This is a genomic window from Dietzia lutea (assembly GCF_003096075.1).
GTDB lineage: Bacteria > Actinomycetota > Actinomycetes > Mycobacteriales > Mycobacteriaceae > Dietzia > Dietzia lutea.
Genome location: NZ_CP015449.1, coordinates 1373938 through 1392293, shown reverse-complemented (window position 1 = coordinate 1392293; position 18356 = coordinate 1373938). Strand labels below are relative to the sequence as shown.

The following is an 18356-nucleotide window of genomic DNA, read 5'->3' as shown; positions in this document are numbered from 1 at the left end:
CCCCACGCGACTAGGCTTACGCACATTGGGAAGGACGCCCCCGGTCGTCTCGCGTAACACCGGCGAAACATTCGCTTGACGACCGGGCAACACCTCGCCCATATCGTGAGGTCACCGCACGACGGGGGACACCGGTCGCCCGTCGCACTTGAAGAGACGAGGAGCGAATCGTGGCATTCTCCACTCCGGACGAGGTCATCAAGTTCATCAAGGACGAGGGCGTCGAGTACGTCGACATCCGGTTCACCGACCTGCCGGGCAACGAACAGCACTTCACGATCGCCGCAGCGGCGTTCGACGAGGATATGTTCGAGGACGGCCTGGCGTTCGACGGCTCCTCCATCCGGGGTTTCCAGTCGATCCACGAGTCGGACATGATGCTCCTGCCGGACGTCGCCACCGCCCGCCTGGACCCGTTCCGCCGGGCCAAGACGCTCAACGTCAGCTGCTTCGTCCACGACCCGTTCACCCGTGAGGCCTACAGCCGCGACCCGCGCAACGTCGCCCGCAAGGCCGAGGAGTACCTGGTCTCCACCGGTATCGCCGACACCTGCTTCTTCGGCGCCGAGGCCGAGTTCTTCGTCTTCGACTCGGTCCGCTACGGCTCCGGGACCAACCACGGCTTCTACGAGGTCGACTCGAGCGCGGGCAACTGGAACACCGGCATCGGCCAGGAGGCTGACGGCTCGCCCAACCTCGGCTACAAGGTCCGCGAGAAGGGCGGGTACTTCCCCGTCGCCCCGTACGACCACTTCGTGGACCTGCGAGACGAGATGTCCACCAACCTCACGAACGCCGGCTTCGAGCTCGAGCGCTTCCACCACGAGGTCGCGGGCGCCCAGCAGGAGATCAACTACAAGTTCAACACCCTGCTGCACGCCGCGGACGACGTCCAGCTCTTCAAGTACATCGTCAAGAACACCGCGTGGAAGAACGGCAAGTCCGCCACCTTCATGCCCAAGCCCCTCTTCGGCGACAACGGCTCGGGCATGCACGCCCACCAGTCGCTGTGGAAGGACGGCCAGCCGCTGTTCCACGACGAGTCGGGCTACGCCGGGCTGTCGGACATCGCCCGCTACTACATCGGCGGCATCCTGCACCACGCGCCGTCGCTGCTGGCGTTCACCAACCCGACGATCAACTCGTACCACCGGCTGGTGCCCGGCTACGAGGCGCCGATCAACCTCGTGTACTCGCAGCGAAACCGCTCGGCCTGTGTGCGCATTCCGATCACGGGCAACAACCCCAAGGCCAAGCGCATCGAGTTCCGTTGCCCCGACTCCTCGGGCAACCCGTACTTCGCGTTCGCCGCGATGATGATGGCCGGCCTGGACGGCGTGAAGAACAAGATCGAGCCGATGGCGCCGGTCGACAAGGATCTCTACGAGCTGCCGCCGGAGGAGGCCGCGGACATCCCGCAGGCGCCCACCTCCCTCCCCGCGGTGATCGACCGACTCGAGCAGGATCACGAGTACCTCACCGAGGGTGGCGTGTTCACCGAGGACCTCATCGAGAACTGGATCTCGTACAAGCGGGAGAAGGAGATCGCCCCGGTCAACCTGCGGCCGCACCCGCACGAGTTCGAGCTCTACTACGACTGCTGAGCGCGCGGCGATCTGATCGCCCGCCCTGCATGGTCCGGAGTCCGTAGCCCCGGGAACCCCGAAACGCCCCGGCCCCACGGCCGGGGCGTTTACGGTTGTGCCAGGTAGCACTGGTCGCCCGGAGCACCACCGGGCGGTGGGCCGGGAAGGAGCCGGGATCACCATGGACACGGACGCTTTCGACTTCCGCAGCGCCTCCCCGCGGGCCAGGCCGCTCAAGGTGGTCGCCGCCGCCCTGGACCCCGAACACGACCCCGAGGCCGACCGCGAAGGGCAGGGCTACCCGGTCCTGCTCAAGCTCTCGCGGGTGCTGGACCCCGAGGAGGCCCGCCTCATCCTCGAACGCAACCCCTTCCTCCACGCCACGGCAGGCTCCCGCAGGCTCATCGCCATGGACACGTCCGTGGAGACCCTGCGGGAGCAGAAAGACCGCCTCCAGTTGCTGCTCGCCGAGGTCGAGGCGGACGCCCTGGCCGAGCAGGCGCGCCGGCGCATGGAGGAGCACCGCGCGACCGAGTTGCGCCTGGCCGAACTGCGGCGCCGCAACGAGGTCCTCGGCGAGATCGAGTGGTGACCGCGGACCGGAAGATGGGGAGAGCCCGCCGGCGTGGGAGAGTTCACCCATGAGATCTCCGCTGCGTTCCCGTTCCGCCACCGGCACCGCGCGGTCCGCGTCCGGCGCCGTCGGGTCCGCCGTCGACCACCCGGCGCTGGAGTGGCTGGCCCGCGCGGGATTCGTCATGAACGGCGTCGTCCACCTGCTCATCGGCTGGATCGCCGTGCGGATCGCGCTGGGCTCCGGAGGCGGCGAGGCCTCCAACTCAGGGGCGCTCGCACAGATCGCCGCCGCGCCCGGCGGGCAGGTGATGCTGTGGGCCGGTGCTGCCGCGTTCCTCGCGCTGGGCCTGTGGCAGGTCATCGAGGTCCTGCTGGGGCCCGAGGATGCCTCCGACCGGCTCAGGGCCGGGGCGAAGGCCGCCGTCTACGTGGCCCTGGGGCTGACCACCGCGCGGTTCGCGTCCGGCGGTGGCGGGTCGGACTCGGAGACCGCGTCCGGCGCCACGGCCGGCCTGCTGGGCTCGGGCGCCGGGAAGGTCGTGCTGGTGGTCGTGGGGCTCGTCCTGCTCGGGGTGGGCGCCCACCACGTCTACAAGGGCGCGACCGCGAAGTTCGTCGAGGACCTCGAGCGCACCGGCCGCGGTGAGGTCGGTCGGGCGGTCGTCATCGCGGGGCGCGTCGGGTACGTCGCCAAGGGCGTGGCGCTGGCGATCCTCGGTGGGCTGGTGATCACCGCCGTCGTCACCGCGGACCCCGAGAAGGCCGGCGGGCTGGACGCCGCGCTGCGCACGGTCGGTGAGCAGCCCTTCGGACAGGTGCTGCTCGTCCTCACCGGCGCGGGCATCGCCCTGTTCGGCGTCTACTCGATCGCGCGGGCGCGGTTCGCCCGCATGTGAGCGGTGCGCGTCAGCCCAGCTTGGGGAAGTTCTGCGGGCAGTACGTTCCCACAGCGGCGCCGAGGAAGAACCCCTGTCCGTCCGGGTCGAGCCGGGCGTGGTCGCCGAGCCAGCCGGACACCTCGTCCATCTGCTGACCGCCGTCGAAGCGGCCGCACGCCTCCGTGGCCGTGGCGACCGGGTCCAAGCCCGCGGGCAGTGTCACCCCGCGACGCTCGAGCAGCGCCGCGAAGTCGCCCGCGCCCGGAGCGGGCTGGGCCGGCGGGGCCGACTCGGCGGACGGGTCCGCCCCCGGGTCGGGTGCGGCCTCCGAGGGCAGGGGCAGCGGTTCCGGCTCACCGGGCATCGGCTCGGGCTCCGGCGACTGCGGCGGGGGCGGCGGTATGGGCTCGGTCGGCTTCTCCGGCAGTTCCTCGGCGAACGGGGTCGCCGGCGCCGACGTGGTGGGCTCCGACGACACCTCCGGGGCCTCCCCCTCCACGGTCGCCCCGCCGCACCCCGCGAGGACGGCCGCCAGCACCGCGCCGGTGGCGACGACGACTCCGGTCGCGCGCGAACGTGTACTCATGGTGCGCATGGTAGGTCACCCTCCCCGCGGAGCGGGCAGACGCACCGTCGCGAGGACGCCCAGATGGTCGGTCCTGTTCACCTCGACGGTGTCGGTCTCCCCCACCGCGACCGCGCCCCGCGCCAGCACGTGGTCGATCCCGATGAGCGGCGGGAACCGCCGGCCCGCCGGCCAGGTCGGCACCCACCCGTCACGGCCGCCGGAGACCGAGTCGGTGTACCCGAGGCCGCGGAGGTCACGGAACCGCACGTGGTCCCAGGTGGCGTTGAAGTCCCCGCCCACGATCACCGGGGCCGGGCCCGGCAGGCTGCCCAGGTACCACCGCAGGCGGTCGGCCTCCTCCACCGCCAGGGCGGCGTCGAAGACGGGGGCCACCGGGTGCGCGGCCACCACCGTCACCGGACCGCCGGGCCCGGCCATCTCCGTGCGAACCAGCCCCAGGCTGAAGCCCGGCACCCGCTCCGGCGCCGAGAGCGGGAACCGCGACCACACGGCCACCCCCTGGGTCGTGGGCGCGGTGGCGGAGGCCTCGTGCGGGAGCAGGCCCGCGAGTCCGGCGGTGCGCAGCGCGTCCGCCGACTCCGGGGTGGTCTCCACCGTCAGGAGCAGATCCACCCCGCCGGTGCGTACCGCCCGCACCACGTCGTGCGGGGCGGCCCGGCCGTACTCGAGGTTCTGCACCATCACCCGCACTCCGACGCCCTCGTCGTCGTCGACCTCAGGTGCCGGTCCCACCAGCGGCGCGTACTGGACCACGCCCACGCCGACCAGCGCGACGGCCACGATGCCGAGCAGTACCGACCGGGCCCGCACCGCGGCGAGGAGCGCGACCAGGGAGAACGCCCAGAACGCCACGGCGAAGGACGCCAGGACAGGGACCACCGCCACCTCGGCGCGGGAGTGGTGCAACGCCACCCCGGCCGCCGCGACGAGCGCGGAGAGCACCGCGACGGCCCGGGCGACCGGGCGACGACCGCTCAACGCAGGAACTTGCGCAGGTCTCCCAGCGCGGAGATGACCCGGTCGAGGTCGTCACCGTTGCGCACCATCGAGCGCACCGTCTCGGCCACCGACGCGACGGTCGGCGAGGACGGCGACGCGGAGGACGGCTCCACCGGCTGCCCCACCAGGGCGCCGGAGGCCGCGCGGGCCGCGCCGGGACGGCGACGATCCGGGCCGAGCTCAACCTCGAAGCGGTCGCCCTTGTCGTCGGAGCCGATGCAGCGGACCCGCTCGTCGGCCGGGACGCCGGCCGCGCGCACGGCGTCGACGAACTCGTACAGCTCCCCGTACGTCACGCCGTCGAGGGTGAGGGTGAGGTTCATGGTCACAGGCATGCGCCCAGGTTATCGGCGCGCGGGCCCCGGGCACATCGGGGACGACCCCCATCCGCACCCCGACCCGCACCCCGACCCGCGCCCGGACCCCCGCCCGGACGCCGGTGGCGTCAGTCCTCGCCCCAGAACACGCGGTCGACCGCGCGGCGGCCGTGCCGGGTCACGCGCAGGTACTCGTTGAGGAACTCCGCGCCGTCGGCCCGGCCCGTGCAGATCATCGCCACCGCCGCGAGGATCTTGCCCTGGCCCGGCAGCTGGTCGACCGCCTTGCCGCGCGCGAGGACCAGCGCGTTGCGGGCGTGGCCGGCCATGAGCCACGACTGCACCAGCGCGTCGCGCTCGCCCTCCGAGACCAGTTCGGCCGACGCGGCCGCGTCGAGCGCCTCCAGGGTGGACGTGGTGTGCAGGCCCGGCACCCGCGCGGCGTGCTGCATGGTGAGCAGCTGCGCGCACCACTCGACGTCCGCCAGGCCACCGCGTCCGAGCTTGGTGTGCGTGGCGGGGTCCGCACCCCGCGGCAGCCGTTCGGAGTCGATCCGGGCCTTCATCCGGCGGATCTCCTGGACGACCTTCGGCGGCACCCCGTCCTCGGGGTAGCGGAAGACGTCGATCATGTGGAGGAAGTCCAGGCCGAGGTCGCGGTCGCCCGCGGCGAACGACGCCCGCAGCAGCGCCTGCAGTTCCCAGGTGTCGGCCCAGGTCGAGTAGTAGGCGCGGTAGGAGGCCAGGGTCCGGACGAGGGGACCGTTGCGCCCCTCGGGGCGCAGGTCGGCGTCCAGGTCGAGCGGGGGGTCCGACGACGGCGAGGACAGCAGCCTGCCCACCCGCTCGGCCACCTGCGTGGCCCACCGGACCGCCTCGTCCTCGCCCGTGCCGTCGGTGGGCTCGCACACGATCATCACGTCCGCGTCCGAGCCGTAGGACAACTCGTCCCCGCCGAGCCTGCCCATGCCGATGTAGGCGATCCGGGCCGGCGCGCGGCCGTCGGCGGGCATCATGTCGCGCACCACGGCGGCGAGTGACGCCTCGAGCACCGCACGCCACACGGCCGTCAGCCGCCTGCCGACGTCCGGCACGGAGATCATGCCCAGCACGTCGGCGGCACCGATCCGCGCGAGCTCCGCGCGCCGCAGCGACCGGGCGGCGGCGATGACCCGCTCCGGCGTCGGGTGCCGGGCCGCGGACGCCGTGAGCGCCGAGGCGATGTCCGAGACCTTGGACGCGACCAGCACGGGCCCCTCCGCGCCGTCGGTGAGGTCGGGGATCACCTCCGGGTTCCGCATGAGCAACCCCGCGACGAACGCCGACGTGCCCAGCACCCGGACCAGGCGGCGGGCCACGATGCTGTCGTCCCGCAGCGTGCGCAGGAACCAGGTGACCTCCTCGTTCTCCTCGCACAGCCGGCGGTAGGCCAGCAGTCCCGCGTCCGGGTCCGGGGTGTCGGCCAGCCACTCCATGAAGGTCGGCAGCAGCAGCGCCTGGATCCGGCCCCGGCGGCTGCTCTGCCCCGCCAGCGCCCGCAGGTGCCCGAGCGCGTTGCGCGGGGCGCCGAACCCGAGCGCGGCCAGCTGCCGCTCCATCGCCTGCGGGCTGAGCGAGAGCGCCTCGGCGTCGTAGGACGCGATCGAGTCGAGCAGCGGACGGTAGAACAGCTTCGAGTGCAGGCGGCGCACCCGGCGGCGCAGCTGACGCAGACTCTGCCGCAACACCTGGGCGGCGTCGTTGGGACCGTTCGGCCGGATGTGCGCCGCGCGGGCCAGCCAGCGGTAGGCCTCTTCGTCGTCGTCCTCCGGGAACAGGTGAGTGCGCTTGTACCTCTGGAGCTGCAGGCGGTGCTCGAGCAGACGCAGGAACTCGTACGCGGCGACCAGCTCGGCGCCGTCCTCGCGCGCGATGTAGCCACCGTCCCGCAGCGCGGCCAGCGCGTCGACCGTGCTGGTCACGCGCAGGTCCTCGTCCGTGCGGCCGTGCACCATCTGCAGCAACTGGACCGCGAACTCCACGTCGCGCAGCCCCCCGCGGCCGAGCTTGAGCTCGCGCTCCCGCAGCGCCTCGGGCACGTTCTCCTCGACCCTCCGGCGCATCGCCTGGACGTCGTGGACGAAGTCGTCGCGCTCGGCGGCGGTCCACACCATGGGGTGGACGATGTCGTGGTACTCGGTGGCCAGGGCCATGTCACCCGTCATGGGGCGGGCCTTGAGGAGCGCCTGGAACTCCCACGTCTTGGCCCAACGCCTGTAGTAGGCCGCGTGCGAGTCGACCGTGCGCACCAGCTCGCCGGACTTGCCCTCGGGACGCAGGGCGGCGTCGACCTCGAAAAAGGCCATCGACCCGATGCGCATCATCTCCCCCGCCACGCGGCCCGTCTTCGCGTCGGCCGGCTCGGCCACGAAGATCACGTCGACGTCGGAGATGTAGTTGAGCTCGCGCGCGCCGCCCTTGCCCATCGCCACCACGCCCAGCCGCGACGGCATCGGCCCGTCCGGGTAGACGGTGGCCACGGCCACAGCGAGTGCCGCGGTCAGGGCCGCGTCGGCGAGGTCGGACAGTCGTCGTCCCACGTCGGCGAACGGCAGCCGCGGTTCCTCGTCCTCCACCGCCGCCGCCACGTCGTGGGCGGCCAGCAGCGCCACCTGGTCACGGTAGGTCGAGCGCAGCACCTTCACGGCCGCGCCGCCGGTGATCCCGGCGCGGTAGGTACCCACCGCGCACAGGTCGTCGCGCTGGGTCGGCTCGGGCGCGCCCTCCACCGGTTCCTCGGGCACGGCCTCGACCGCGCCGAGCATCGCGGCCGCGACCTCCCTGGGCGACGGCAGCTCCGCGCGCAGGAGGGGCCAGCGGGTCGGCTCGGCGACGAGGTGGTCTCCCAGCGCGCTCGACGAGCCCAACAGGCCGAACAACCGCGCGCGCAGGCGGGCGTCCGAGAGCAGGGCGGAGTCCAGCGCGGCGACGCCCGACCCGTCGCCGGCGGTCCCGTCGCCGGCGGTCCCGGCACCGTCGCCCGCGGCGACGAGCGACTCGCGCAGCCGCACGAGCGCGCCCAGCGCAAGGTCGGGGTCCGGCGCCCGGGACAGCGCCCACAGCACCGGCACGGCGTCGTCGTCGTTCCACCCCAGGTAGTCGAGCCAGTCGGCGGCACGGTCGTCGAGCAGACCGAGCCGCCCGGGGCTCGGCAGCCTCGGGCGGGACGAGTCCCTGCTCACGATGCCGCCGCCGGTCACAGGTTGAGGTAGTTGCGCAGCTCGTACGGGGTCACGTCGGTCCGGTACTCGCGCCACTCACGGCGCTTGTTCCGCAGGAAGAACTCGAAGACGTGCTCGCCGAGCGCCTCGGCGACCAGCTCCGATTCCTCCATCGCGTCCAGCGCCTGCTCGAGGCTGCCCGGCAGGTCGGTGTAGCCCATCGCGCGGCGCTCGCGGCGGCTCATGGTCCACACGTCGTCCTCGGACTCCGGCGGCAGTTCGTAGCCCTCCTGGACGCCCTTGATGCCGGCGGCGAACATCACCGCGAACGCCAGGTACGGGTTGCACGCCGAGTCCGGGCTGCGGACCTCGATGCGGCGGGAGGACGCCTTGTTGGGCGTGTACATGGGCACCCGCACCAGCGCCGAGCGGTTGGCGCGGCCCCACGTGGCCGCCGTGGGGGCCTCGCCACCACCGATGAGTCGCTTGTAGGAGTTGACCCACTGGTTGGTCACGGCCGAGAACTCGGGCGCGTGCGTGAGGATGCCCGCGACGAACGACTTCGCGGTACCCGACAGCTGGTACTCGTCGTCCGGGTCGTGGAACGCGTTGGAGTCGCCCTCGAACAGGCTCATGTGGGTGTGCATGGCCGAACCGGGGTGGTCGCGCAGGGGCTTGGGCATGAACGACGCCCACACCCCGTTGTTCATGGCCACCTCCTTGACGATGTAGCGGAACGTCATGATGTTGTCCGCCATGCTCAGGGCGTCGGCATAGCGCAGGTCGATCTCCTGCTGCCCCGGCGCACCCTCGTGGTGGGAGAACTCCACCGAGATGCCCATGGCCTCGAGCGCCTCGATCGCGTGCCGCCGGAAGTGCGGGGCGGTGTCGTGTACGGCCTGGTCGAAGTAGCCGCCGTTGTCCGTGGGCACCGGCTCGGCGCCGTTGGTGTCGAGGTCCTTGAACAGGAAGAACTCGATCTCCGGGTGCACGTAGCAGGAGAAGCCGAGGTCGGCGGCCTTGTTGAGCTGGCGCCGCAGCACGTGGCGCGGATCGGCCCAGCTCGGGCCGCCGTCCGGGTTGTAGATGTCGCAGAAGATGCGTGCCGAGTGCTGGCCGCCGTCGGCGTGCGCCCACGGCAGGACCTGAAAGGTCGACGGGTCGGGCTTTGCGACGGTGTCCGCCTCGGACACGCGGGAGAACCCCTCGATCGCGGAGCCGTCGAAGCCGATGCCCTCGCCGAAGGCCCCCTCGAGCTCGGCCGGCGCCACTGCCACGGATTTCAAGGTGCCGAGCACGTCCGTGAACCAGAGCCGGACGAACCGGATGTCGCGTTCCTCGAGGGTCCTGAGAACGTACTCCTGCTGGCGGTTCATGCCTCCAACCTAGTGCCTGCCGTGGGACGAGCGTGAGTCATCCCCTCGGTCCGACGCGGGCCGACCCCCGGTGAGGGCTCGTGGCAGACTCGACCGCGACACCGCGCGGCGGCCGCCGCGCGAGGCGTCACCGCCCCCTGTCCCACCCGGGGACCGGCCCCCGGCCGGCCTCGAGGCACCGAAGGAAGGCCACACACCTCATGAGCGACACCCCCGACACCCCGGTCTACGGCTCCGGCGGCGCCCCGCAGCAGACGCCGCCCGGCACCGGCGGACAGGAGGGCCTGACGCGGGTCACGCGCCTGCACCACCTCGCCGAGCTCAAGGCCGCCGGCGAGCCGTGGCCGATGCTCACCGCCTACGACTTCGTCTCCGCGCGCCTGTTCCAGGAGGCCGGGATCCCCGTCCTGCTGGTGGGCGACTCCGCGGCCAACGTGGTCTACGGCTACGACACGACCGTCCCGGTGACGGAGGACGAGATGATCCCGCTCGTCCGTGCCGTCACCCGGGGCGCGCCCAAGGCGCTGGTCGTGGCGGACCTGGTGTTCGGCAGTTACGAGTCCTCGCCCACCCAGGCCGTGGCCGCGGCGACCCGCATGCTCAAGGAGGGCGGGGCCCAGGCGGTCAAGCTCGAGGGCGGCGTACGGATGGCGCCACAGATCCGGGCGATCGTCGACGCCGGCATCCCCGTGATGGCCCACGTCGGCTTCACCCCGCAGTCCGTCAACGGGCTCGGCGGGTTCCGCGTCCAGGGCCGCGGGGACGCCGCCGAGCAGCTGCGCGCCGACGCCCGCGCGGTCCAGGAGGTCGGCGCGTTCTCCGTGGTCATGGAGATGGTGCCCGCCGACCTGGCCCGCGAGGTCACCGCGGAGCTGGAGATCCCGACCGTGGGGATCGGCGCCGGCAACGGCTGCGACGCCCAGGTCCTCGTGTGGCAGGACATGGCCGGCCACAGCACCGGGCGGACCGCCAAGTTCGTCAAGCGCTACGCCGAACTGGCCGACACGCTGCGGGAGGCCGCCCGCGAGTACGGCACGGAGGTCCGCTCGCGGGCCTTCCCCGGCGCCGAGCACTCCTTCTGACCGTGGGAGCCCCCGCGACCGGCACCGACCGGGGCGGCGCGCGCCGCGCCCCGTACCCGGAGATCGACCCGTACGAGACGGGCATGCTCGACGTGGGCGACGGAGAGCGCCTGTACTGGGAATGCTCAGGCAACCCGGACGGCGCTCCCGTGCTCTTCGTCCACGGCGGGCCGGGCGGGGGCACCGACCCGGCGCACCGCCGCATGTTCGACCCGGCCGTCTACCGGATCATCCTGGTGGACCAGCGCGGGTGCGGGCGAAGCACGCCGCACGTGGCCGACGGCGCGGACCTGTCCGTCAACACGACGTGGCACCTGGTGACCGACCTCGAGCGGCTGCGGGAGGCGCTGGGCGTCGACCGCTGGCTGGTGTTCGGCGGCTCGTGGGGCTCGACGCTCGCGCTGGCGTACGCCCAGGAGCACCCCGACCGGGTCCGCGGCCTGGTGCTGCGCGGGATCTTCCTGTGCCGCCCGAGCGAGATCGACTGGTTCTACCGAGGCGGTGCCGCGCACCTGTTCCCCGACGTGTGGGAGGGCTACCTCGCGCCACTCGTCGCCGCCGACGGCGCAGACGCCGTCCACGCGCCCGGTTACGACCACGTCGCGGCCTACCACCGTCTCCTGCACTGCGGCGATCCGCGACTCGAACTGGAGGCCGCCCGGGCGTGGACGACGTGGGAGACGTCCACGTCGACCCTGCTGCCCCGGACTGTCGGCAAGGACGGGGATCCGGACCGGTTCGCGCTGGCGTTCGCGCGCATCGAGAACCACTACTTCGTCAACGACGCGTTCCTGCGGGGTCGGGCGATCCTCGACCGGATGGACGGTATCGCCCACCTCCCCGGCGTGATCGTCCACGGGCGCTACGACGTGGTGTGCCCGGTGGCCAACGCGTGGGAGCTGCACGCGGCGTGGCCGGGTTCCGAGCTGCACATCGTGCCTGACGCCGGGCACGCGATGGCCGAACCGGGCACCACCCACCACCTGCTCGAGGCCACGGACGCGTTCCGCCCCTGACCGTCCGCCGCGGCGGACGCCGCGGCGGACGCCGGGGCCGCGCGAGCGGGCGCGGGCTCAGACCACCCCGAACCGACGCGAGGCCGCGACCGTCGCCTTCTGGTAGCCGGCCGGGAACAGTCTCACCAGCGCGTCGAGCACGTGCGCGTCCACCCCGACCAACACGCGTGGCCGGCGCCGCTCGACGCCGTCGAGGATGACGCGCGCGGCGGCCGAGGCCTCCGTGCGGGCGAACTTCGTGTCGAAGATGGTGGCGAAGTCGGCGCTGTCGAGCCCCTCGGCCGCGCCGGCGCTGCGGGCGACGGCGGTCTTGATGCCGCCGGGGTGGACGCAGGTGACGTCCACCGGGTGACCGGCGGCGAGCATCTCCATCCGCAGCGACTCGGTGAACTGCTGGACCGCCGCCTTGGCCGCGTTGTACGCGTTCTGCGTGGGCACGGACAGGAACGCGAAGATGCTGGAGATGTTGACCAGGTGGCCGTCGCCGGAGGCGATGAGGTGCGGGAGGAACTCCTTGGTGCCGTGCACGACGCCCCAGTAGTCGACGTCCATGACTCGCGCGATGTCCTTGTATGCGGACCGTTCGACGGCGCCGGTGAACGCGATACCGGCGTTGTTGATCACCAGGTGGACCACGCCGTAGTGCTCGGCGACCTTTCCGGCGTACTCGGCGACCATGGCCTGTTCAGTGACGTCGAGGCGCTGCGAGTGCACCTCTGTGGCGCCGTCGCCGCGCGCGAGCTCGACGGTGCGGGCCAGGCCGTCCGGGTCGATGTCGCTCAGGGCGAGCCGCGCGCCGCGTCGGGCGGCCTCGCGCGCCAGCTCGCGTCCGATGCCGGACCCGGCGCCGGTGACGACGACGACCTTGCCGTCCATCCGCCAGCGGCGCGTGTCGGCCCGTGCGCGCCAGTGGCGGGACAGTCCTGCGCCGCGGGCGCTCATCGGAGGGCCTCCTGCCCGGTGGGCGTCGCGGCCGCGAGCCGGGCCGCGCTCTGCCGGTGGTAGGCGCTCAGGTCGAACTCGCGGGTCTGCCGGTGGTAGGCGCTCAGGTCGAACTCGCGGGTCTGCCGGCGGAAGGCGAGCGTGAAGTCCGGCCACACGGCCGGGGCGTTGCCTTTGTCGTCGAGGTACCAGCTCCGGCAGCCGGTCACCCAGACGGTCTCGCCGGTGTGCTCGCGCAGCTCGCGGTTGTACGCCTCCTGGACTGCCTCGCGGACCTCGACGGTCTGCAGGTCGTGGTCCCGCATGGTGCGCAGCGCGTCGACGAGGTAGTTCAGCTGGGACTCGATCATGTAGATCATCGACGAGTGCCCGAGGCCCGTGGCCGGGCCGACCAGGACGAACAGGTTCGGGTAGCCGGCCACGGTGGTGCCCTTGTAGGCCTCCATGCCCTCGCTGCGCCACTTCTGCGCGAGGGTCCGGCCGTCGGTGCCGCGGACGCGCTCGAAGAACGGCGAGTCGGTGACGTGGAAGCCCGTGGCCACGACGAGCACGTCGGTGGGGTGCTCGACGCCGTCGGCGGTGACGATCCCGCTCTCCGTGACCCGGGCTATCGGCTCGGTCACGAGGTCGACGTTGTCCCGGCCGAGCGCGGGGTACCAGGTGTTGGACAACAGGATGCGCTTGCAGCCGATCTCGAAGTTCGGGGTCACCTTCTCCCGCAGGACCCGGTCGCGGACCTGCATCGCGAGGTGCGCGCGGCCGAGCGCCTTGATCGGGGCCAACGCGGCGCGGGTGCGGGTCAGCCCCACCACCTGGAACTCGCGGCTGGCGTACTGCAAGGCCCGGACGGCCTTCTGCAGGCCGGGCACCCGGCGGTACAGCGACCGCTCGAGGCGCGGGTAGGGCCGGTCCATGCGGGGAAGGACCCAGGGCGCGGTGCGCTGGTAGACGTCGAGGTGCCCCACCGTCGGCGCGATGGACGGGACCACCTGGATGGCCGAGGCCCCGGTCCCGATCACCGCGACGCGGCGATCGGCCAGCGGGACCGAGTGGTCCCAGCGGGCGGTGTGGAAGACGTCGCCCGCGAAGTCCTCGATGCCGTCGATCTCCGGCAGCCTGGGCTCGCACAGGGCACCGACGCCCAACACGACCACGCGGGCGTCGTACTCCCCCTCGCTCGTGGACACCGACCAGCGGCCGCGGTCGGCGTCGTACTCGACGGCGGTGACGTCGACCCCGAAGCGGATCTTCTCGCGAACCCCGCTCTCTGCGGTGACCCGGCGGATGTAGTCGTAGATCTCGCCCTGCGGGGAGAACGCCCGGGACCAGTCGGGGTTGAGGGCGAACGAATAGGAGTAGAGGTGGGACGGGACGTCGCACGCCGCACCCGGGTAACTGTTGTCGCGCCACGTCCCGCCGACGTCGTGGCCGCGCTCGAGGACCACGAGGTCGTCGAAGCCCTCCTGCGAGAGCCGGATCGCCGTGCCGAGGCCGGAGAACCCGGCCCCCACGACGAGGACGTCGACCACGATCGGCTTATCCACTGTTTCTCCCAACGACGAGCGTGTGATTGCCACCACCTTGATCTTACCCGCAAGTAAGTCCCGGTAGGGACGCAGCGCGGTGGGCGGTGTTCACCGTCAACTGGTACAACCGGTCCATGACGATCAACGAGACCGTCGAGGTCGAGAGCAAGTTCGAGGTCGACGATGACATCGCCGTGCCGTCCGCCGACGCGTTCGCGCCGCTCGTCGCCGACGGTCCGGAGGAGTACGAGCTCTCCGCCGTCTACTTCGACACCGATGATCTCTCGCTCACCCGGCACAAGGTGACGCTGCGCCGCCGCACCGGCGGGGACGACGAGGGATGGCACCTCAAGCTGCCCGCCCACGCCGGCCGGATCGAACTCCAGGCCCCACTCGGCGACGTGGTCCCGGACGAGTTCCTCTCCGCGGTCGCCGGGCTGGTCCGTCGCCGTCCGCTGGCGCCCGTCGCCCGGATCGACAACCTCCGACATGTCCACACGCTGCGGGACGACGCCGGCACCGCGGTCATCGAGTTCTGCGACGATCACGTCTCCACCGAGGCCTTCGTCGACGGCGGGTCCGCGGCCACATGGCGGGAGTGGGAAGCCGAGATCGTCGATCCGGCGCGGCCCGACGCCCACGCCCATCTCGCGGCCGTCGCCGCCGCGTGCACGGACGCCGGAGCCGCCACCTCGTCGTCGTCCTCCAAACTCGCCCGCGCGATCGGACCCCTCCCGGACGCCGGTGACGAGGGCGCCTCCCCCGTCCGCGACGCTCTGACGCGCGACCTGGGGAAGCTGCTCGACCACGACCCGGCCGCCCGGCGCACCACCATTGTGGGCGTCCACCAGATGCGCGTGGCGGTCCGAGGCCTCCGCAGCACCATCAGCACCTACGCCGCCGAGCTCGAGGCCCACACCGCCGGCACCGATCTCGACCTGCCCGGACTGCTCGACGAGCTCAAGGTCCTCGCCGCCGTTCTGGGCAAACTCCGCGACATCCAGGTGGTCGACGAGCGCCTCGGGGAGCTGGCCGCCGGATACCCCGAGGACGTGGTGAGCCCGCAGACCCGTCACCGTTTGCGGGCGGAACTCGACGTGGAGGCCCGTCGCGCGGGTGAACGGGTCACCTCGGCCCTGCTCTCCGACCGGTACCTCGACCTGGTCGACCGGCTCCACGACCTGGTCGGCGTCGCCGGCGGATCCACGGCGAAGAGCGGAAAGAAGAAGCGCCGCGAGGCCGAGGAACTGATGCTGAGTGGCGTCGACCGCCAGTTCAAGAAGTTCACCAAGGCCCGCACCCGCACCGAGCGCGACCTGGCCGAACTCGACCTCACGCTGGCCGAGTGGGAGGAGCTCACCCACGTCGTCCGGAAGCGCGCCAAGGCCCTGCGGCGCAACGTCAACGCCCTGTCCGGCACGGACGAGCTCACCGTGGCACCCCTGCGCGATGCCTGCCAGCGCCTGCACACCGTGCTCGGGGACGTGCAGGACAGCGTCACGGCCCGGCAGTGGATCCGCCGGATCGCCCGCCGGGCCGAGACGGCTCGCGAGTCGACGTTCGGGTTCGGTGTGCTCTTCGAGCACGAGCGCGGCTTCTCCGAGCGCGCCCTCGACGGGTTCGAGAGCGACGCCGCGGCGGTCACGGCCGCCTACCGCGAACTGTCGGAGTCACGGCGCGCAGCGCGCAAGCGCCGCAAGAAGGGGAAGAAGGGCAAGAAGTAGGTCGGAGCAAGCGGGCGCAGGGGCCCGCTCGACGCGGTCGACGCCCTAGCGGGCGTCGCCGAGCCCGGTCAGTCCTTCTCGTCCTCGGCGTCCCACGCCTCGTTGCGGGCCTTGGCCTTGGCCAGGGCTGCCTCCGCCTCGCCGCGCGTGGCGTACGGGCCCATCCGGTTGTCCCAATTGGTCACCTTGCCCTGCAGTGCCTGACCTGTGGCGATGTCGTAGTACCACTGCTCTCCCGACACGGCGGACCTCCTCGGATCGACGGGCTGGACCTCTCCCCCGACCCTACTAGCGACGGCCCGGCGATGCGCGGCGTGACGACCCGCGACGCGAGAACGGGCGGCGCGGCGGCATGACGGTGGCGGCGCAGCGGGCCAGCACGTGCCGGGGCCATCCGGCGGGGCCCCGCCCGCGACCGGGCCGAGAGCCAGCGCATCCCCCTCCGGATGCGCTGGCTCTTCGTCTTGCGATGGGAAAATGGTCCATTTCGCCATCACAACCGGGCGATGTTCGAGCAAGGGGCCAGCGTAGGGCGAAGGGGCAGCGCGTCTGGGGGCGGTCGCGCTGCCCCTCTGCCCGCGCGGCCTTTCTGGTTGCGCCGCCGCTCTGTCCGCGCAAGCTCTCTGGTCGCGCTACCGGTTCGGTGCCGAACTGGTGGGGGCGGGGGGCTGGGCGAACGAGCCGGCCTGTAAGCCGGATCCTGTGCCCACCGCGTGCGGCGGGCGACGGCCATCCATCTGGGCACACCGTCACCGGGTACCTCGAGCGGTCCACCCGCGGACTCGGGCGAGCAGCCCTCCCCGTGCGTCACCGCACGTCCATCCGCGCAGTCGCACCGCGAGCGATGCGACCTTCGACCTTGCTCCGGGCGGGGTTTACCGAGCCACCCCGGTCACCCGGGGTGCTGGTGCGCTCTTACCGCACCGTTTCACCCTTACCGCGCCGGCGTGGGCGCGGCGGTCTGTTTTCTGTGGCACTGTCCCGCGGGTCGCCCCGGGTTGCCGTTAGCAACCGCCCTGCTCTGTGGAGTCCGGACTTTCCTCGGGCCGGGGCCTGGCCACCCGTGGGCGCCGGTTCCCCTGTCCGCGGCCGTCCGGCCGACTCGTTCGCCGCCCCAGTCTAGTCTCCGGCGCACGCCGGTCGAGGGCGAGGTGCCGCGTCAGTCGAGGTGCGAGGTGTCGTTGACCAGGTGGACCGACGTGGGCCCGTCGGAGTAGAAGCGCACGTCGGACACCGAGGCCAGGTCCAAATGCAGGCGGAACAGCAGTTCGTCGCCAGCGCCGAGGCCGGCACGGATGGCCAGCTTGATGGGGGTGACATGGCTGACCACCGCGACCACCTCTCCGGGACGCTCGGAGACGATGCGACGCAGGCCCCGCTCGACGCGCTCCCGCACCACCTCGAAGCTCTCGCCCCCCGGCGGCGGGACGGAGGTGTCGCCGAGCCAGCGGGAATGGGTGTCGGGGTCCTGCTCGGCGGCCTCGCGGAAGGTCAGCCCCTCCCACCGCCCGAAGTCGGTCTCGATGAGGTCGTCGTCCACGATCAGCGGCACGCCGGCGGCCTCGGCGGCGCGCTCGGCGGTGCCCAGGCACCGGCGCAGCGGCGAGGACACCACGGCGGCCAGGTCCGGCAGGGCGGCGAGCCGCCGGGCGGTGCGTTCGGCCTGGGCCAGGCCGAGGTCGGTGAGCTCGGGGTCGCCCTGGCCGGAGTAGCGCCGGTCGACCGAGAGGGCGGTCTGGCCGTGCCGGGCCAGGACGATACGGGTGGGCCGACCGGCCGCGCCGGTCCAGCCGGGACCCGCGCTCACTGGTTGCCGGTACGGACGACGATCACGCCGCATTCGGGGCAGGTGAGCACGTCGTCGGCCGGCGCGGAGCGGAACGCGGCCACGGTGCTGCGGTCCAGATCCATCGCGCAGGCCGAGCACCGGCCGCCGCCCAGGATCGCCGCGCCGACGCCGACCCCGGCGCTCTCCGCGCACCGGGCGTAGAAGTCGAGGAGCTCGGCGGGGATCCCCTCCGCCTCGCGCGCCCGCTCGGCCGTCGTGGCGGTGACCGCGTCCTCGAGCTCGGCCAGCGCGGTGTCGCGCAGTGTCCGCGCCATGCCGATGCGCGCATCGAGGTCGGTGACGATCGCCCCGGAGTGGCGGACGTCGGCCTCCATGGCCTCGTGGCGTTCGCTGAGCTCGCCGAGCTCTGACTCGAGCGCCTCCTGCCGACGGGCCAGCGAGCGCAGTTCGTAGTCCAGCTCGGTGGACTGGTGCTCGGACAGGCTGCCGGAGGCCAGCAGGTCGGAGTCGTGGGCGCGGCGACGGCGGACGGCGTCGAGGTCCGAGCGCAGCTTGGCCAGGGCGCGATCGAGGTCCTCGAGGTGGATCCGGGCCCGGGCGACGGACTCCGTGGCGGCGCGGCGCTCGGCCGTGAGACCGTCCAGCGTCTCCTGCTCGGGCAGGTGCTCTCGCCGGTGGGCGAGACCGGCCAGGCGCAGGTCGAGGTCGGCGATGTCGACGAGTCGACGCTGGTCGTGGGGATCGGCCTTCATGGGA

At 72.4% G+C, this 18356-nt stretch carries 15 protein-coding genes, 1 other RNA gene and 1 pseudogene; 6 read left to right on the top strand and 11 right to left on the bottom strand.

The features are described from left to right. The first annotated feature begins 170 nt into the window (after positions 1 to 170). The 3 genes from glnA (A6035_RS06285) to A6035_RS06275 all read left to right on the top strand — a co-directional run bounded on the left by glnA (A6035_RS06285) (position 171) and on the right by A6035_RS06275 (position 3058). Positions 171 to 1604: a type I glutamate--ammonia ligase gene (gene glnA, locus A6035_RS06285; protein WP_108847069.1), complete on the top strand. Its 1434-nt coding sequence runs from the start codon at positions 171 to 173 to the stop codon at positions 1602 to 1604. Positions 1605 to 1767: 163 nt separating this feature from the next. Next, complete coding sequence (locus A6035_RS06280; protein ID WP_108847068.1) at positions 1768 to 2178, top strand: hypothetical protein; 411 nt, start codon at positions 1768 to 1770, stop codon at positions 2176 to 2178. Positions 2179 to 2227: 49 nt separating this feature from the next. Further along, positions 2228 to 3058, top strand: coding sequence for a DUF1206 domain-containing protein (locus tag A6035_RS06275; RefSeq protein WP_108847067.1), 831 nt, complete (start codon positions 2228 to 2230; stop codon positions 3056 to 3058). A gap of 10 nt (positions 3059 to 3068) precedes the next feature. Here A6035_RS06275 and A6035_RS06270 read toward each other — a convergent pair whose 3' ends face one another. The 5 genes from A6035_RS06270 to glnA (A6035_RS06250) all read right to left on the bottom strand — a co-directional run bounded on the left by A6035_RS06270 (position 3069) and on the right by glnA (A6035_RS06250) (position 9521). Next, positions 3069 to 3626, bottom strand: a complete 558-nt coding sequence (locus A6035_RS06270) for a DUF732 domain-containing protein (protein WP_244192554.1) — start codon at positions 3624 to 3626, stop codon at positions 3069 to 3071. Between the two features lie 15 nt (positions 3627 to 3641). Continuing rightward, positions 3642 to 4607: an endonuclease/exonuclease/phosphatase family protein gene (locus A6035_RS06265; RefSeq protein ID WP_244192553.1), complete on the bottom strand. Its 966-nt coding sequence runs from the start codon at positions 4605 to 4607 to the stop codon at positions 3642 to 3644. Next, a complete protein-coding gene (locus A6035_RS06260; RefSeq protein WP_244192552.1) occupies positions 4604 to 4963 on the bottom strand; it encodes a hypothetical protein in 360 nt (119 codons plus the stop codon). The genes A6035_RS06265 and A6035_RS06260 overlap by 4 nt, the downstream gene beginning before the upstream one ends. A 110-nt stretch (positions 4964 to 5073) precedes the next feature. Continuing rightward, positions 5074 to 8169, bottom strand: a complete 3096-nt coding sequence (locus A6035_RS06255; RefSeq protein WP_108849112.1) for a bifunctional [glutamine synthetase] adenylyltransferase/[glutamine synthetase]-adenylyl-L-tyrosine phosphorylase — start codon at positions 8167 to 8169, stop codon at positions 5074 to 5076. A gap of 11 nt (positions 8170 to 8180) precedes the next feature. After that, complete coding sequence (glnA, locus tag A6035_RS06250; RefSeq protein ID WP_108847063.1) at positions 8181 to 9521, bottom strand: type I glutamate--ammonia ligase; 1341 nt, start codon at positions 9519 to 9521, stop codon at positions 8181 to 8183. Positions 9522 to 9721: 200 nt separating this feature from the next. Here glnA (A6035_RS06250) and panB point away from each other — a divergent pair, with 200 nt between their 5' ends. Both panB and pip read left to right on the top strand, forming a co-directional pair. Next, positions 9722 to 10603 (top strand): 3-methyl-2-oxobutanoate hydroxymethyltransferase, encoded by an 882-nt coding sequence (gene panB / locus A6035_RS06245; protein WP_108847062.1) that lies wholly within the window; start codon positions 9722 to 9724, stop codon positions 10601 to 10603. An 83-nt stretch (positions 10604 to 10686) separates the two neighbouring features. Next, positions 10687 to 11619, top strand: a complete 933-nt coding sequence (gene pip, locus A6035_RS06240) for a prolyl aminopeptidase (protein WP_235026740.1) — start codon at positions 10687 to 10689, stop codon at positions 11617 to 11619. Positions 11620 to 11676: 57 nt separating this feature from the next. On the opposite strand, the gene A6035_RS06235 is transcribed toward pip, so the two are convergent. Together A6035_RS06235 and A6035_RS06230 are read right to left on the bottom strand one after the other, a co-directional pair. Then, positions 11677 to 12495, bottom strand: coding sequence for an SDR family NAD(P)-dependent oxidoreductase (locus A6035_RS06235; RefSeq protein WP_108849111.1), 819 nt, complete (start codon positions 12493 to 12495; stop codon positions 11677 to 11679). A gap of 62 nt (positions 12496 to 12557) precedes the next feature. After that, a complete protein-coding gene (locus A6035_RS06230) occupies positions 12558 to 14105 on the bottom strand; it encodes a flavin-containing monooxygenase (protein ID WP_108847060.1) in 1548 nt (515 codons plus the stop codon). Between the two features lie 116 nt (positions 14106 to 14221). Between A6035_RS06230 and A6035_RS06225 the strand changes: the two genes are divergently transcribed. Next, a complete protein-coding gene (locus tag A6035_RS06225) occupies positions 14222 to 15811 on the top strand; it encodes a CYTH and CHAD domain-containing protein (RefSeq protein ID WP_167400715.1) in 1590 nt (529 codons plus the stop codon). 68 nt (positions 15812 to 15879) lie between these two features. Here the strand turns inward: A6035_RS06225 and A6035_RS18200 are convergent, their stop codons facing one another. The 4 genes and pseudogenes from A6035_RS18200 to A6035_RS06210 form a co-directional block, all read right to left on the bottom strand. Then, entirely contained in the window at positions 15880 to 16053 is a 174-nt protein-coding gene (locus A6035_RS18200) for an SPOR domain-containing protein (protein ID WP_159149620.1), read from the bottom strand. A gap of 431 nt (positions 16054 to 16484) precedes the next feature. Continuing rightward, positions 16485 to 16916, bottom strand: an RNA gene (gene rnpB, locus A6035_RS06220) — RNase P RNA component class A. Positions 16917 to 16970: 54 nt separating this feature from the next. Next, a pseudogene (locus A6035_RS06215) lies at positions 16971 to 17624 on the bottom strand (histidine phosphatase family protein); the annotation flags it as partial. Beyond that, positions 17615 to 18352, bottom strand: a complete 738-nt coding sequence (locus A6035_RS06210) for a zinc ribbon domain-containing protein (RefSeq protein ID WP_108847057.1) — start codon at positions 18350 to 18352, stop codon at positions 17615 to 17617. The pseudogene A6035_RS06215 and the gene A6035_RS06210, both read right to left, overlap by 10 nt. Between the last annotated feature and the right edge of the window lie 4 nt (positions 18353 to 18356).

Coding starts and splice junctions, on each gene's coding strand:
- A6035_RS06275 (WP_108847067.1), top strand. CDS start 2,228: ATGAGATCTCCGCTGCGTTCCCGTTCCGCCACCGGCACCGCGCGGTCC.
- A6035_RS06280 (WP_108847068.1), top strand. CDS start 1,768: ATGGACACGGACGCTTTCGACTTCCGCAGCGCCTCCCCGCGGGCCAGG.
- pip (WP_235026740.1), top strand. CDS start 10,687: ATGCTCGACGTGGGCGACGGAGAGCGCCTGTACTGGGAATGCTCAGGC.
- glnA (WP_108847063.1), bottom strand. CDS start 9,521: ATGAACCGCCAGCAGGAGTACGTTCTCAGGACCCTCGAGGAACGCGAC.
- A6035_RS06260 (WP_244192552.1), bottom strand. CDS start 4,963: ATGCCTGTGACCATGAACCTCACCCTCACCCTCGACGGCGTGACGTAC.
- A6035_RS06235 (WP_108849111.1), bottom strand. CDS start 12,495: ATGGACGGCAAGGTCGTCGTCGTCACCGGCGCCGGGTCCGGCATCGGA.
- A6035_RS06210 (WP_108847057.1), bottom strand. CDS start 18,352: ATGAAGGCCGATCCCCACGACCAGCGTCGACTCGTCGACATCGCCGAC.
- panB (WP_108847062.1), top strand. CDS start 9,722: ATGAGCGACACCCCCGACACCCCGGTCTACGGCTCCGGCGGCGCCCCG.
- A6035_RS06270 (WP_244192554.1), bottom strand. CDS start 3,626: ATGAGTACACGTTCGCGCGCGACCGGAGTCGTCGTCGCCACCGGCGCG.
- A6035_RS06225 (WP_167400715.1), top strand. CDS start 14,222: ATGACGATCAACGAGACCGTCGAGGTCGAGAGCAAGTTCGAGGTCGAC.